11 protein-coding genes are annotated in these 15,269 nt (G+C 70.4%); 4 read left to right on the top strand and 7 right to left on the bottom strand.

The features are described from left to right. The first annotated feature begins 572 nt into the window (after positions 1-572). Positions 573-2,063 (top strand): FAD-binding oxidoreductase, encoded by a 1,491-nt coding sequence (locus ABT345_RS28830; RefSeq protein ID WP_345086781.1) that lies wholly within the window; start codon positions 573-575, stop codon positions 2,061-2,063. Between the two features lie 97 nt (positions 2,064-2,160). Here the strand turns inward: ABT345_RS28830 and ABT345_RS28825 are convergent, their stop codons facing one another. From ABT345_RS28825 to ABT345_RS28795, 7 genes are all read right to left on the bottom strand, one after another. Then, positions 2,161-2,904: an SDR family oxidoreductase gene (locus ABT345_RS28825; RefSeq protein WP_345086778.1), complete on the bottom strand. Its 744-nt coding sequence runs from the start codon at positions 2,902-2,904 to the stop codon at positions 2,161-2,163. 92 nt (positions 2,905-2,996) lie between these two features. Continuing rightward, positions 2,997-4,520 carry an MDR family MFS transporter gene (locus tag ABT345_RS28820; protein ID WP_345086776.1) on the bottom strand — a complete coding sequence of 508 codons (1,524 nt, stop codon included), beginning with the start codon at positions 4,518-4,520 and terminating at the stop codon, positions 2,997-2,999. Positions 4,521-4,648: 128 nt separating this feature from the next. Then, positions 4,649-5,176, bottom strand: coding sequence for a cupin domain-containing protein (locus ABT345_RS28815; RefSeq protein ID WP_345086774.1), 528 nt, complete (start codon positions 5,174-5,176; stop codon positions 4,649-4,651). Between the two features lie 143 nt (positions 5,177-5,319). Next, positions 5,320-6,552 (bottom strand): class I adenylate-forming enzyme family protein, encoded by a 1,233-nt coding sequence (locus tag ABT345_RS28810; RefSeq protein ID WP_345086772.1) that lies wholly within the window; start codon positions 6,550-6,552, stop codon positions 5,320-5,322. Between the two features lie 6 nt (positions 6,553-6,558). Then, positions 6,559-8,037, bottom strand: coding sequence for an amidase (locus tag ABT345_RS28805; protein ID WP_345086770.1), 1,479 nt, complete (start codon positions 8,035-8,037; stop codon positions 6,559-6,561). Positions 8,038-8,137: 100 nt separating this feature from the next. Beyond that, positions 8,138-9,256: a 3-dehydroquinate synthase II family protein gene (locus ABT345_RS28800; protein WP_345086768.1), complete on the bottom strand. Its 1,119-nt coding sequence runs from the start codon at positions 9,254-9,256 to the stop codon at positions 8,138-8,140. Beyond that, positions 9,253-10,074, bottom strand: a complete 822-nt coding sequence (locus ABT345_RS28795; protein ID WP_345086766.1) for a 2-amino-3,7-dideoxy-D-threo-hept-6-ulosonate synthase — start codon at positions 10,072-10,074, stop codon at positions 9,253-9,255. The genes ABT345_RS28800 and ABT345_RS28795 overlap by 4 nt, the downstream gene beginning before the upstream one ends. Before the next feature lie 356 nt (positions 10,075-10,430). On the opposite strand from ABT345_RS28795, the gene ABT345_RS28790 reads away from it, so the two are divergent. The 3 genes from ABT345_RS28790 (at position 10,431) to ABT345_RS28780 (ending at position 15,268) form a co-directional block, all read left to right on the top strand. Continuing rightward, entirely contained in the window at positions 10,431-11,627 is a 1,197-nt protein-coding gene (locus ABT345_RS28790; protein WP_345086764.1) for an FAD-dependent monooxygenase, read from the top strand. Between the two features lie 1,098 nt (positions 11,628-12,725). Further along, on the top strand, positions 12,726-13,787 hold the full coding sequence (locus ABT345_RS28785) for an IS701 family transposase (RefSeq protein WP_425584431.1): 1,062 nt from the start codon (positions 12,726-12,728) through the stop codon (positions 13,785-13,787). A 395-nt stretch (positions 13,788-14,182) separates the two neighbouring features. Continuing rightward, positions 14,183-15,268, top strand: coding sequence for a 50S ribosomal protein L11 methyltransferase (locus ABT345_RS28780; RefSeq protein WP_345086760.1), 1,086 nt, complete (start codon positions 14,183-14,185; stop codon positions 15,266-15,268). Position 15,269 lies beyond the last annotated feature (1 nt).

The raw sequence follows: 15,269 nt of genomic DNA, 5'->3' as shown, positions 1-15,269 counted from the left end.
GCCCGGTCGAACCGCCGTCACCAGGAGCGCGAGCCGGAGGGCGAAATTCCGATTCCGTCGGAACGGGCATCGCTTTGCGCCAGTTGTGTCACGGCCTCTTGCCGGTTGGCAAACACTGTGTGCGAAAATCTCCGATTGCCTTGAAATCCCGTGGCTCGCGTCTCATTATCGCGGTGACTCCCTTTTGGGGCCGGTGCATTGAGTTCCCGTGCCCGGTGTGGGGGAGGGAGTCCGGGATCCGGGGGAGATCTGCTCATTGGCGCTCCATGCGCATTATCTGTCGGCGACGCGCCACGTGATCGCGACGGTCGAACCTTCGGTCCTGGGGGCGCATGCGCCCGTCGTCCGCTGCTGTTTTGCACGCGGCACACGATTCCCGCCGTACGGGGATCGATGAGGTCCGGAGTAATTCATTCAGGAAGGGCTCGGCAACACTCATGACGAACGAACACGAGGGTCAGGCACAGGGTGGGGGACCCAAGGGGCGTACGCCCGCGAATTCTCCTGCGCCGGAGTTTTCCGCGACGACGGTCAAGGCAGCCGATCCGCGTTACGGAGACTTGGTTCGCGGCATGAACCAGCGCTGGGTCGGACGGCCGGAATCGGTGCGGATGGTGGACTCCGCCCAGCAGATTCAGTCCATCGTGGAGGAGGCGGTACGGGACGGCAAGAAGCTGACGGTCCGCGGCGGTGGGCACTGCTACGAAAACTTCGTCTTCAACGCCGAGACCCGGATAGTGATCGATATGTCGGAGATGACCTCGGTCACCTACGACGACCGGTTCTCCGCCTTCGCGGTGGAAGCCGGTGCGACGCTGCTCGATGTCTATGAGCGGCTGTACAAGGTGTGGGGCGTCACCATCCCCGGTGGCATGTGCTATTCCGTGGGTGTGGGCGGCCATGTCAGCGGCGGCGGATGGGGCATGCTCGCCCGCCGGGACGGCCTGGTCATCGACCATCTCTATGCGGTCGAGGTCGTCGTGGTCGACGCCCACGGCAAGGCCCGCACGGTGGTCGCCACCCGCGAGGAGACCGATCCCAACCGGGACCTGTGGTGGGCCCACACCGGCGCGGGCGGCGGCAACTTCGGTGTCGTCACCCGCTATTGGTTCCGCTCCCCCCAGGCCAAGGGAAGTCAGCCGGAGCAGGCGCTCATCAAGCCGCCCGACGAGGTGCTGGTCAGCGCCCTCGCCTGGCCCTGGGAGGACATGACCAAGGAGTCGTTCACCCGGCTCGTACGGAATTACACCGCCTGGCATGTGGCGGACGAGAACTCCGCGCCGGGCAACGCCTACGGCGGACTGATGAGTTCGCTGCTGCTCAACCACAAGGCCAACGGCCAGATCGGCCTGGTCTCGCAGTTCGATGCCACCACACCGAATGCGGAGAAGCTGCTCGAGGCCTATGTCACCACGGTGACCGAGGGCGTCGATATCGAACACGGCCCGGTCATGAATTCCATGGGCGAGCACAAGCCGATGCCCGAGTACCACCAGCCGCAGCGGCTGCCCTGGCTGCAGGCCACCCGGTACTTCGGTACCACCACCACCATGCTGGTCGATCCGACGCTGCGCGCGGACTACAAATCGGCCTACAACAAGGGGGACGTGACCGACGACCAGATCGACGCGATGTATGAGCATCTGGCTCATACGGACCTCGGAAACCCCCGGGCCATGGTGCAGTTCAGTTCCTTCGGCGGCGCGGTGAACAGCGTGAAGCCGGGAGACACCGCGAGCGTGCACCGCGATTCACGATTCAAGCTGCTCTACCAGACCTACTGGAACGACCCGGCCGACGACGATGCGAACATCGCGTGGCTGCGGAACTTCTACGAGGACGTGTACCGCAAAACCGGTGGGGTGCCGGTCCTCGACGACACCACCGACGGCTGTTACATCAACTACGCCGACATCGACCTGAACGATCCGCAGCGCAATACCTCCGGAGTGCCGTGGCACACCCTGTATTTCGGTGCCAACTACCCCCGCATGCAGCAGGTCAAGGCGAAATGGGACCCGCGCAACGTCTTCAACCACGGGCAGTCCGTGCGCCTGCCGTAGGCAACTCGTCCGCACCGTGACGATGAGCGGGTGACGCCGTTCCGCCCGGAGCCGCTTGGCCCCGGGCGGAACGGCATCCGCCCCGCGGTGCGGTGGCTCAGGCGCCGAAGCCGCCGTCGATGTCCAGGCTCGCACCGGTGACAAACGCGGACTCGGGGCCGGCGAGGTAGGAGACCATCGCCGCGATCTCCTCGGACCGGCCGAACCGGTCCAGTGCCATCCAGCCGAGCATGTTGCCGGACATGGGTCCGTCGGCCGGGTTGGCGTCCGTGTCGGTCGGTCCGGGCTGGACGTTGTTGACCGTGATGTTCCGCGGGCCCAGCTCACGGGCGAGACCGCGGGTCAGACCGGCCACGGCCGACTTGGTCATGCCGTAGACGGAACCGCCGGGGAAGGGGATGCGGTCGGCGTTGATACTGCCGATCGTGATGATGCGGCCCCCGTCCGGGAGGTGCCGCAGCGCCTCCCGGATCCCGACGACCACGCCGCGGATGTTCACATCGATCATGGTGTCGATGGCGTCCAGGGGGAGTTCCTGCACCGGACCGAAGACGCCGCCGCCGGCGTTGTTCACGAGGATGTCCAGGCCGCCCAGGACCCGAACGGTCTCGTCGACGGCCGCGGCGATGTCCTCGTCCTTGGCGCTGTCGGCCTGAATGGCATGGGCGCGCCCGCCCGCGGAGCGGATGTCGGCGACGACCTTCTCGGCACGGTCCTTGGAGTGCGAGTAGGTGAGTGCCACAGCGGCGCCGTCGGCCGCCAGGCGCTGCGCGATCGCCGCCCCGATCCCCCGGGATGCCCCGGTGACCAGGGCTGCTTTGCCGTTGAGTATGTCTTTCACGTGGTGCGTCCTCTCACAGGTGGTGCGATTTGCAGGTGGCGTGATTTCTTGGGTGATGGATTGAGGGGGCGGGCGGCGACCGGGCGATCCGGTCAGGCGTCCGCCGGTGCGCTTTCGCGCTCGGCACCCGGCAGGAACAGGGCGACGATCGCGCCCGCCACGCAGATGCCCAGCGTCCACCAGAAGGCCGCGCCGAACGCCTCAGTGATCGGCCCCGCCAGATGCGGCGAGGTGACGACCGAGGCGGCGGAACCGGACGGGCCCAGACGGCCGGTCAGCTGCTGCTGCACGACGACGGCGAGCAGGGCCGTGCCGACGGAGCCGCCGAGCTGGATGGAGGCGATCAGGGCGCTGCTGGCCCGGCCGGTGTTCTCCGGGGCGATGCTGGTGAAGCCCGTGGACAGCGCAGGGGCGAGGGTGGTGCCCAGGCCGACGCCACGGATCAGCAGCGCGAAGACCAGCAGCCCGGTGTCGTCGGCCGGATCGAACTGGGTGTAGGCGAGGGTGCTGACGGCCGCGAGGGCCATGCCGGAGAACACGACGGTGCGGGGGCCGAACCGGGCGACGAGGCGGCCCACGGCGGGCAGGATCAAGACCGTGCCGACACCCTGCGGGGCGAGCAGCAGACCGGAGGTCCAGGCGTCGAAGCCACCGCCCTGCTGGAAGAACAGCGGCAGCAGGAACATCACGCCGTAGACCGAGGCACCGAACAGGAACGAGCCCAGGGCGGCGGCGGTGAACCGGCCGGTGGCGAACAGCCGCACATCGATGAGGGGGACGCCCCGCATCCGGAGCGCGTGCACCACGTAGGCGATCAGCAGCACGGCGCCGACGCCCACGGAGATCAGGACGACCGGGGCGCCGATGCCACCGCCGGCGGCCATCTGGGAGAAGCCGAGCAGCAGTCCGGCCAGGGCGGGGGGCAGCAGGGCCAGGCCCTTCACATCGAGCCGGGAGGCACCGCGCTCCTCCCGGGGCGGGTCGGTGGGCAGGATGCGCTGGGCGAGCAGCGCACACAGCAGGCCGAGCGGGACGTTGAACCAGAACAGCCAGCGCCAGTCCAGGTTGTCCATCAGTACGCCGCCGACCATCGGGCCGAAGACGGGGGCGAGCGTGATCGGGATCTGGACCATGCTCATCACGGTGGTGGCGCGCTTCGGACCGGCCGCGCGGGCCAGCATCGTGAGCATGATCGGCTCGAACATCGCCCCGCCGATGCCCTGGACGACACGTGCGCCGATCAGGGTGCCGACGGTCGAGGCCACGGCTGCCAGTACACAGCCGACGAGGTAGACGACGAGGGCCGCCTGCCAGAGTGCCTTCTCCCCGAAGCGGTCCATCGCCCAGCCCGCGATCGGGATGGCGACGGCGATCGCCAGCAGATAGGCGGTGCTCACCCACTGCACGGTGGACAGGGGCACCGAGAACACCTCGGCGAGGCGGCCCATACCGACCGACACGATCGTGGTGCTGAGCAGGGCGATGACCGCGCCCAGGGACAGCGTCGAGCCGATGGGCAGCAGGCGCTTCTCGCCCTGCTCGCCTCCCTCGGGGGGCGCCTCGGCGCGCGGGGCGTTGTCGACTTCCGGCGGGACTGCCGCCGTGGTCTCTTCCATCGATACCTTCCGTGCTGTCTTTGCGTCCGTACCGCGCGGTGCTCGCGGGGGCGAGGACCGGCGGCTGTGGGGTTCGGGGTGCGGTCGCCGGCCGGAGGGGCTGCCGGCTCCGGCGGGCCGCGGTGGGGTCAGTTCGCGGGCTCTTCGCCCGGCTCCCAGCGGTGGCGAGCACCTATCTCCGCGATGTGCACGAAGTGCTCCTCGGACCACGGCTGGGGCTGTACGCCGGGCCGGGCCGGGTCGCCGGCCTCCAGGAAGAACCTGTCGAAGCCGGCGGGGGTGAACAGGAACACCATCTTGGCCGCGTGCAGCCCGCGGTTCTTGAAACGGTGGGTCACCCCGCGCGGTATGAAGACGAAGTCCCCCTGCCGGATGGTGAACGTCCGCTCCCCGTCGAGCACCTCGAGCTCACCGGAGAGCACGTAGTACGCCTCGTCCTCGCCGCGGTGGATATGCGCGTCGGGGCCGCAGCCGGGCGGCACGGATGCCTCGACGAAGGCCAGCCGGCCGCCGGTGTTCTCATGGCTCGCCTTGATGGTGTACGTGTTTCCGTCGACCCAGACCGTCGGCCCGTCCCCGGCAGGGACGTGGAGCACGCGGTGGAGGCGCTCTGCGTCGTCGTCCTTCTTGGCTTCGGACAGCACTTCCTCGGTCATGGGGCCTCCAGCTCGAGTGGGTACGGGACAGGGATCTGTACGACGCGAAGCGTCCGGTTCAGTGACACGCACAGGGGAAACACCGCCGGTTCAGGAACGGTTGCATCCCGGGCCGGCAGACGGCCCGGGACGCGTTTTCGGGGTCAGAGGGCGAGGGTGCCGTCGCGGCCGAGAAACCTGACGACGGCACGGTCGGCGACCTGGCGCCGGGTCGCGCCGGCGGTCAGGCCGCGCCGGTCGGCCAGCGGATCGAGCCGCCCCAGCAGCCGCAGCGCCCCGTCCCTCGGGTCGACCTCGACGAGGTCACGGGTGCACAGCCAGCCGCCCGGATCGCGTCCGCCGTCCGCGAGGAACCGCGCCGGCGGCTCCTCCGGCGCGAGGTACGGCGACCCGGAAAGCCGTACCTGCAGCTCCCCGGAGACCAGCCGGACCCGGACACCGGGCACCGGCACGCCGACCGTCCCCGGCCCGTGGGAGCCGACGGCGTCGACCGCGATGACGCCGGTCTCGGTCGTGCCGTACGCCTGGCCGATCCGCACCCCGAAGCGCTCGGCGAAGCGGGTGGCCACCTGCCGGTCCAGGACGTCGCCGGCGGATATCGCCACCCGCAGCCGGGGCGGCGGCGGTGCCTCGTCGTGGTCCGCCAGAGCCGCGAAGTGGCTGGGCGCCCCGAGGACGGCGGCGACGTCGTGGGCCCGGCAGGCGTCGAGCACAGCACGGGGGCCGGAGTCCGGCGCGAAGACCGGGACCGCGCCGGCGTTCATCGCGTGCAGCACGCCCCCGATGAGGCCGAAGGAGTGTTCCGGCGGCGCCAGCAGCAGCGCTTTCTCCCCGCCCCGCGGCATCCCGCCGATCGCACGGAAGCGCCCGAGTTCCGTGGTGAGGGACTCGGACGTGCGGCCGATGGCCTTGGCGATCCGGGTGCTGCCGGAGGTGAACTGGATCAGGCAGTGCGGGGTTTCGGCCGGGCGGCCGCCGATCAGGCGGCGCACGAGGACCTCGCACTCGTCGTGGAAGGTCCCGGCGGCCCACCCGGGGGCGTCGAACGAGAGGTGGTACTGGGGCCGGCAGCGGTCCAGGAGGGTGTCCAGCTCGCGGCCGCGCAGTGCGGGACCCATCAGCATCACCTGGGCGCCGCACGACCACAGCGCGAGCAGCGCCCACATCTGGGTGAAGCTGCGGGCGCCCTGAAGAGCGACGGTGTGGCCCGCCCCGATGCCGTACGACCTGAGCGTGTGACGCAACGCGTCCACCTGGGCGCGCAGCTGACCGTAGGTGACGGTGCTGCGGGCGATCGCCCACGGGGCGTCGGACGGCCGGCGGTCCAGCAGCCCGGCGCCCCACCAGCCGGTTTCCCGACGGGAAGTGAGGGACACCGTGTCTCAGCCTTCCCGCTCGCGCCGCAGCTCCAGGCGCTCGTAGCCCTCGTGCCAGGGGCGGCGGCGCTCGACGGCGGCGCATGCGGAGACGACCCGCGGCTCGTCGAAGCGCCGGGCGGCGACCTGCAGGCCGACCGGCAGCCCGGCCGGTGTGAAGCCGGCGGGCACGGTGGCGGCGGGGCTGCCGATGAAGTTGTAGAGGCCGGTGAGGCACCAGCCGACCAGCGGGTTGACGCTCTGGCCCGCGACCTTTGAGGGACCCACCGTGGTGCGGTCGGTGGCGTTGGGTATCCGCGCCACCGAGGTCACCGGGCTGACGATGAGGTCGTACTCGTCGAAGACGTCCTCCAGGCAGTCGAGGAGCTCGCTGCGCAGGATGTCCTCGAGCCGGTAGTCGACGGCCGAGGGCTGCGCGCCCATCTCCAGGAGTTCCAGGTAGGTGGGCGCCATGCGGTCGCGGTGGGCGAGGACGTCCACCCCGGCCCGCCGCATCCGGGTGAGGAACTCCACCTGGCGGACAGCCTGCATGCGCCGCCACAGCGCCGTGAACTCCTGGTGCGGGCGCGGCAGTTTGATGTCGATCTCGACGACCTCGGCGCCGTCGTCGATGAGCGCCCCGAGCGACTCCCGCACCACCGCCGCCACATCGGCCTCGACCGGGAAACCTCCCAGATCGGGGGAGTAGGCCACGCGCAGCCCGGTGAGCGGGCGGTGCAGTGCCTCAAAGAGGCGCTCGGGCGCGGCGGGCAGCGAGTACGGGTCGCGGGCGTGCGGGCCGGCCATCACCTCGAACATCAGCGCCCCGTCCTCGACGGTGCGGGTGACGGGGCCGTAGCACACCATCGGGTTGAGCAGCCCGAACGCGTTGGGGCGCACCACGGTGGGCACCCGGCCGAAGGTGCCCATCAGGGCGAACACCCCGCACAGGGACCCGGGAACGCGCAGCGAGCCGCCGGCGTCGGACCCCTGGGCGATGGGCACCAGCCCCTCGGCGACGGCCGCGGCGGCGCCGCCCGAGGACCCGCCCGCGTTGGCGCTCAGGTCGAAGGGCGTGCTGGTGGGACCGAACAGGAAGTTGTCGGTGATGGCCTTGTGGCCGAACTCCGGGGTGTTGGTCTTGCCGATGACGATGGCGCCGGCCCTCTGGAGCCGTTCGGCGCTGACGCCGTTCGCCTTGGGCACCTCGTGCTCGAAGGCGAACGACGCCTGGGTGGTGCGGATTCCGGCCACCGGATCGAGGTCTTTGATGCCCACGGGCAGGCCGTGCAGCGGTGGCAGCGGGTTGCCGCTGAGCACTTCCCGCTCCGCGCGCCGGGCGGCGTCCAGGGCCTCGTCGGCGCAGACGGTGACGAAGGCGTTGACGGCCGGGTTCCGGCGCTCGATGCGGTCGAGGCAGGACCGGACCAGCTCGACCGGGGACAGCTCACGGCGGCGGATCATCCCGGCGAGGCGGGCGGCCGGCTGATAGGCGAGTTCATCCATGGTGCGAATTCCCTCCACTTCGCGCACTGCCGGCCCGGGCGCCCCGTACGGGTCCCTCGCAGACGGATCCGTACCGAGGCGCCCGGGCCGGCGCGCTGGTCTACTTCTCGACGCAGAACTCGCCGACCGGCCAGCCCACGTGGCGCTGGTCGGTGGCCAGGTAGCCCATGAGCTTCTCGCCCTTCTTGAGCTCGGTGACGTTGCGCACCGCGTCCCCGGGGCCGAGGACCCGCACGTGCCAGTCGTCCTGGACGGCGAGGCTCACCAGGGTGCCGTCCTCGGCGCGGGTCTTGATGGTCAGCAGCGGACGCGATTCGAGCTTGACGCGGCCGACCACGACGCGGCGGGTGCGCCCGGTGGTGCTGACGGCCAGGACGGTGTCGCCGGCGCCCAGCTCACTCAGGTAGTTGGTGCGGTTGTCGGTGCCCAGGACGTACGACTGCAGGGCGCCGGCGTTGACACGGAACGGCCTGGTCGGCATGTAGGGCAGCGGGTGGGTCTCGCTGGAGCACAGGATGAACCCGTGGGAGTACGAGCCGACCAGGATGCCCTCGTCCTTGTGCAGGTAGCTGCAGGTGTCGACGCACACCCGGTCGCCGAGCCCGCTGTGCTCGATGGACTCCACGGTCAGCTCGGTGAGCTGCAGCGGCGGGGTGTCGGTCCGGAGGAGCTCGGCGAGCTCCAGGACCTCGGCGACGGTCTTCGGGGCGAGGAGGAGGCCCTCCGACCCCTTCTCCAGCACATCGAGGATGATCTTCGCTTCCTCCAGGGACTCCGCCCGGCAGATCAGCTGCCCCGGGGCCTTGTCGGCCGCGGCGATCACGATCTCCAGCGGGATCTTGGTGGGGTCCTTGAAGGTGACCGCGGTGTACGGCAGGGCCCGTGCGGCCGAGCACGCCAGGGTGAGCGAGGCGTCGTCGTGGACCGGCACATGGGCCGCCACGGAGTCCTGGCCCTCCAGGGCCCGGCCCTGCAGCACCGCGAGCCCGTCGGTGTCCGTGACATCGGTGAGCAGTACGTCGTAGCCGTCCCGGTCCGCCGCGGCCCCGTCGCCGGGGCCCTTGGCGACCAGCACCTTGCGGACGGTCGGGGGGAGGGTGGCCAGGATCTCCGGTCCGTCGTCGACGATGCCGTCGATACGGGCGTGCACGGCCGCCTCGACGAGCGCCTCGCGCTGATCGGCGGAAACGGAACGAATGTCAATCCAGGCGAACTTCACATCGCACCTGCCAATTCGGGTAGGGAGGTTGAATTCGGGGCGGCTTGCGATCGTGGTGCGTGGACGGCGGCGGCCAGAGCGCGGACCGCTGCCGCCGGGTCGGGGCTGTGGAACACCCGCCGGCCGACGGCGAGTCCGCGGCAGCCGGCGTCCATCGCGAAGTGCGCGAAGTCGGTGAGGTCGCGGCTGTCGGCCGCGCCGCCGGCCACCACGACGGGCACCGGGGTCTTGGCGACGATGCCGGCCATGTCCTCCGCCGTGCCCGCCGCGACGGTCTTCACCAGGTCGGCGCCGAGGTCGACGGCGATGCTCACCACATGGGCGAGAAGTGCGGGATCGCAGGGGTCCTGGATGCGCGGACCTCGTGCGTACATCATCGCCAGCAGCGGCATGCCCCAGCGTTCGCAACCCGCCGCGACCGCGCCGAGGTCGGCGAGCTGACGTTTTTCGGTGTCCGAGCCGATGTTGATGTGCACGCTGACGGCATCCGCCCCGGCGCGCACCGCTTCCTCGACGCCGCCGACGAGAACCTTGGCGTCGCCGTCGGGTGCGTGCGGTGTGCTGGCGCTGAGATGGACGATCAGGGCGGCGCCGTTGAGCTGGCTCGGTTCGATGGCGCGGGCGCGCCCCTTGTGTACGACGAGGGCGTCGGCGCCGGCCGTCACCACGTCACCGACGATCCGGCTGAATCCGGCGGCGTCGGCTATGGGGCCGTCGGCCACGGAATGGTCCATGGGCACGATCAGAAATTTTCCGTCGCCGGGCCTTGAAAGTCGGGCAAGGCGCAACGATTTTCCGCTGAGAGGTAGTAGGGGCACAGCACCCTCCGTAAGCACGGGTGATACGGGAACCGTCAGTCGCAACTGCGGATTGAGGAATACCCGGAGAACGGTGAACTCTTCGGAATCGGGCCGGCGTACGTCGGAGCGAACTTATGAGGCGCTCCGGACCCGGCCCGTGTACGTTCCCGCCGGACCCAGATTCTTATGGCCCGGCGGCGGCTTGGGCAACATCCTCGGGGCTTCGGCGCCGAATGGAGAAGAAGTCGGCGGCTACAGCGGTACTTCGCCGTCCGGGGGAGGCGAATTTCCCCGAGAACGCAACTGAGTTGGGCTCTGCGGTGTTCTGCGGGTGACCGTGTCCGAAGGGACACACGCCTGTGGAGGAGGGGCCGATGAAGAAGGACGCACCGCCGCGCATCGCCGTGGTCGGAGGAGGACTGGCGGGCTTGACGCTCGCACTTGCACTGCACCGCGCAGGGCTGGGGTGCCGGGTGTACGAGCAGGCGCCCCGCCTGGCGGAGGTGGGCGCGGGGGTGCAGCTCTCCCCGAGCGCCACCCGGCTGCTGCACCGGCTCGGCCTGGAGCCCGCGTTGCGGGCGGTGGCCGTGGTGCCCGAGGCCATGGAGTTCCGGCGCTGGGCGGACGGTTCGGTGATCAGCCGCGGGCTGCTGGGGAAGCACAGTGAGGAGCGGTACGGCGCGCCGTACTACGCCTTGCACCGCGCCGACCTGCACCGCGTGCTGGTCGAGGCGCTACCGCCGGGCGTGGTGCGGCTGGACGCGCGGTGCACCGCGGTCGAGGAGCGGCCGGACGGCGCGGTGCTGCGGTTCGCGGACGGCTCGCACGCCGAGGCGCATGCCGTGGTCGGCGCCGACGGCATCCACTCCGTGCTGCGGCGGGCCCTGGTGGCCGACCGGCCGCGGTTCTCCGGCCAGTCCGTGTACCGCGGCCTGGTCGACAGCCGGCGGATACCCGGCCTGGTGGCGGAACCCCGGGTGCAGCTGTGGCTGGGACCGGGGCGGCACTTCGTCTGCTACCCGGTGTCCGGTGGGCGGTTGGTGAACTTCGTTGCGACGGTGCCCACCAGCGGGTCCGGTGACGAGTCGTGGTCGCGCCGGGGCCGGGTCGAGGACGTGGCCGCGGCGTACGAGGGATGGTGCGCGGATGTCACCTCGCTCATCGGCGCGGCGGACGACGTGAGCCTGTGGGCACTGCACGACAGGGATCCGATCGAGCGGTGGAGCACCGGTCGGGTCACGCTGCTGGGCGACTCGGCCCATCCCATGCTGCCGTTTCTGGGTCAGGGCGCCAACCAGGCCATCGAGGACGCCGTGGCGCTCGCGGCCTGTCTGCGGGAGGCCGTCCCGGGTGAGCTGCCCGCCGCCCTGCAGCGGTACGAATCGCTACGCCGGCCACGGACGACGCTGGTGCAGGAGAGCTCCCGGGGCAACAGCACGGCGTTCCACCTGCCGGACGGCGAGGCCCAGCGGGAGCGTGACGCGGCGATGAGCGTCCCCGCACCGGAGCGTCAGGACTGGCTCCACGGCCACGACGTCGAGAGCGCCCTGGCGAGCCATCGGCCGGCCTGAATCCCGGGCCCGTCCCTCGCCCGATCCTTCGTCCGCGCGCTCCGGGTGCTTCACCGCGGTGCGGACTCCCGGTGTGAACTCCGGCCCCCTGGAAGGCCCTCGGCCTCCAGGGGGCCGTCTTCATCTGTCGCGCGGTCGGGCCGTGGCCTTCCCGGCGGAGTATGGCTGGAATCATCGTGTGCCGCCGAGGGCTGCCGCTCTCTCGCGGAATGAGAATTCCGGGGTGTTTTCTGAGGTGGGATCCGGTGTGTCGCCCCGTCGGTCTTTGCTGTCAATTCTCCGCCCTACACCTTGGGAACACCGTGACGCCCCAGAAGGTTGCGGAGGGAGCGCCTCAGGAACGGCACTCGGGGCAAGCCGACTTACGCGATCTTTCTCCACTGCCGGTGGATCTCGGCCCGCCGGGGCGCCGAAACCACGCCCTACCAGCAAGTATGTTCCTTCGCCAGCCCCTCGGAGGTCTTCTGTCGTGACCTACGCTTGAATTTCTATTTGCCTACCTTTTAGTTGTCGGGACTTCGAGGCGTGAGGTTCGCTGGAGCAGGTCCGAAACGGATGCGGGGGGCATCGTTCGGGCGATCAAGAAGCAAACTGACGTTTAGTTTGTTCACGTCGGCGGCCGGGCCGTTCGGCGTAGCGGGGGGTTCACAACGGACCGGGCCTGAGCGGCCAGACTTCGCGTGGCTGCATGTGCGTGCCCGCGAATACCGGAAGGCATCTGTCCGTTTTCTCGCTGCAATCACAGCGTTATTCACCCCACCTGGAATCAGCACGTACCGCGCCAGAGCAGGCGTGCGGCCCCGTGGCCGTGCGCCCGACGGAGGAGCTCCAGTGACTGTTACCGAGTGCGCCACCAGACCGGCGGATGCAGCGTTACCGACCGTCCTGCCGACCCCGGAATCCGTCCGAATAGCCATGACCGCCCAGGCGGCCGCGGCGCCCGCACCCGACCCGGCGCCCGCGCCCGCCCACTCGCCTGCGCCCGATCCGGTGCCGGCGCCGCACCCGTTGACCCCTGGCCCCGACCGCGAGACGTCCGCCGCCGGGCAGCAGGCTCCCCGGGGGGACGACAGCCGGCTGAACGCGGTCCTCGCCGATCTGGGGGCGCGCATCGGACCGCTCTTCGCCCGGCCCGAACCGCGGGCACAGGCGATGCAGTACGCCCTGGGTCTGCTCGCCGACGGCCGGCGCAGCAACACCTGGCAGCTTGCGCAGCGGGTGGGGGACTCGTCGCCCTGGCGGATGCAGCGCCTGCTCACCCGCGCCCGCTGGGATGCCGACGCGGTCCAGGGCACCGTCCGCGGCTACCTCTCGGAAAATCTCGGCCATCCGGGGGCGATGCTGGTCCTCGGCCAGACCGACGCCCTGAAGAAGGGCGCCAAGACCGTCGCCGCGGCACGCCAGTACACCGAGCTCACCGGCCGCGTCGAGAACTGCCAGACCGCGATCATGACCGCCTACATCTCCCCGCACGGACACGCCCTGATGGACCGCGAGCTGCTGTTGCCGGAGTCCTGGACCGACGACCCGAAGCGCTGCGTCAAGGCCGGTGTCCCCGAGGGACGCCTCGCGTACCGGACCAAACCCGAGCTGGCGCGGACGATGATCCAGCGCGCCATCGACTCGTCCGTACCCTTCCAATGGGTGTGCGGGGGGCAGGACTACGGCCAGGACGACGCGCTCCGCGGCTGGCTGGAGGAGAACGGCATCGGCTATGTCTTCGCCGCGCCGGCCAGACGGCTCGGCGCCGTCCCGTCCGCCGCGGCCGTTCCCCCGCAGCGCTGGTGGCCGTCCCCCGCCGGGGAAGAGCCCGGCACCGTACCCGGCAGATGGGCCCGGTTGGCGGTGCCGGACGTCTTGCGTGGGAGCTCCGCGGCGCCGCTCCGTGACGGCTTCACCCGCTCGCTGCTGCTGCACCGCCGGCCGGAGGTGCCCCGGACCGAGTGCTATCTGGTGCACGCGCCCCGTGGCACCAGCGGTCATGCCATGGTGGCCGCGGCCGTCGCCCGCTGCCAGGCGCGGCGTTGCCTGGAGGCCGCACGCCTGCACACCGGCCTCGACCGGCACGAGATCCGCACCTGGACGGCCTGGTACCGGCACATCACGCTCTCCCTGCTGGCGATGGCCGCCCACACCGTGGCCCTGGGCCGGGCCGCCTGAACGAGGCCGGCCGGCCCCGCCGCGCACCGGCGAATTCCCCTGCCCGTCAACCCGGTTCGGCGCCCCGTGACGCCGAACCGGAATGACGCCTGCCCGAGTGCCGCAAACGCCCGCAATTCCTTTGTGGTACCCGGCGCCTGGATCGCCCGTGAGCAGGCGAGGAACTGCCAGGGGTGCGTACGGGCCTGCGGGCAGTTCCGCGAGAAATCGGTCGCCATCCTTCATGAAATCTTCAAGTACCGCAGTAGGACCGCACTCCGAATGGGTTCCTTGCCCGGCCCCCGGAGCGGATGGTGTCCTGAGGATGAGAACGACCCGCTTCGCCCCCATGGGCAATTCATCCCCAGCGGCCGTCAATTCGGAAATTCATTCCGGAGGAGCGTGCACACACTGTCATGAGTATTTCCGCCAAATCCCCGGCCAACGGGAATGCAGAATTCCGGGACGAGGAATTCACTGCGCTCGACCTCGACGCATCCCCCGGACTGCGTCTCGCGCTCGCCTCGTTGCAGACCCAGGCGCAGGAGCTGAACCGGCTGGCGACCGCCACCGTCGACGCCATGGCCCGGCCTCGCGAGAGCCTGTCCCCGCAGTCCGCGGCCTTCGCCGAGATCGCCGCCCGGACGGTCCCGCGCTGGCATTTCGCGATGCTCAACGACACCGAACGCAACGACGCCCTCATCGTGGCGCTGGAGCGCCGCATCCCGGCCGGCTCCCACGTCCTGGACATCGGCACCGGCACCGGCCTGTTGGCCATGGCCGCCGCCCGGGCGGGTGCCGGCCGGGTTGTCACCTGCGAGGAGAACCCGCTGCTCGCCGAGATCGCGCGGCAGATCATCGCCCAGCACGGGATGTCCGACGTCATCACCGTCGTCAACAAGCGCTCCACCCATCTGGACATGGGCAGCGATCTGGAGCGCCCGGTCGACGTCCTCATCTCCGAGATCGTCGACTGCGGACTGATCGGCGAAGGGCTGCTGCCCACGATGCGCCACGCCCGGACCCAACTCCTCGCCCCCGGCGGCGTCCTGATCCCGGGTGCCGCGCGGGTGTACGGGCAGCTCATCCACAGCGAGGTGGCGAACGGCCTCAACCGCGTCGGCAACGCCGGCGGCTTCGACGTGTCACTGATGAACGCGGCGTCGACCCGGGGGCACTTCCCCGTACGGCTGCACACCTGGCCGCACGAGATTCTCTCCGACCCCGTCGAGCTGCTCGATTTCGATCTGCTCACCGATCCGCTGGAGGCCGGCAGCCGGGTCGTCCGGGTACCCGCCACCGCCGCCGGGGACGCCACCGCGATGGTCGCCTGGTTCGAACTCGACCTCGGCTCCGGCGTCGTACTGCGCAACTCGCCCGACAACGTCGGGTCCCACTGGATGCAGGCGCTGATCCCGTTCGAGAAGCCGGCCCCGGTCAGCGCCGGAGACCTGCTGGACGTGGAACTGCACTGGACGGACCACAGCCTCTCCGCGACCTGAG

This window comes from Streptomyces sp. NPDC000404 (genome assembly GCF_040300365.1).
Taxonomy (GTDB): Bacteria; Actinomycetota; Actinomycetes; order Streptomycetales; family Streptomycetaceae; genus Streptomyces; species Streptomyces ramulosus.
This window is presented reverse-complemented; position numbering and strand designations above follow the sequence as displayed.

What these genes read in the sequence shown, in the direction of transcription:
- ABT345_RS28830 (WP_345086781.1), top strand. Translation starts at nt 573, where the DNA reads ATGAACCAGCGCTGGGTCGGACGGCCGGAATCGGTGCGGATGGTGGAC.
- ABT345_RS28820 (WP_345086776.1), bottom strand. Translation starts at nt 4,520, where the DNA reads ATGGAAGAGACCACGGCGGCAGTCCCGCCGGAAGTCGACAACGCCCCG.
- ABT345_RS28815 (WP_345086774.1), bottom strand. Translation starts at nt 5,176, where the DNA reads ATGACCGAGGAAGTGCTGTCCGAAGCCAAGAAGGACGACGACGCAGAG.
- ABT345_RS28805 (WP_345086770.1), bottom strand. Translation starts at nt 8,037, where the DNA reads ATGGATGAACTCGCCTATCAGCCGGCCGCCCGCCTCGCCGGGATGATC.
- ABT345_RS28790 (WP_345086764.1), top strand. Translation starts at nt 10,431, where the DNA reads ATGAAGAAGGACGCACCGCCGCGCATCGCCGTGGTCGGAGGAGGACTG.
- ABT345_RS28780 (WP_345086760.1), top strand. Translation starts at nt 14,183, where the DNA reads ATGAGTATTTCCGCCAAATCCCCGGCCAACGGGAATGCAGAATTCCGG.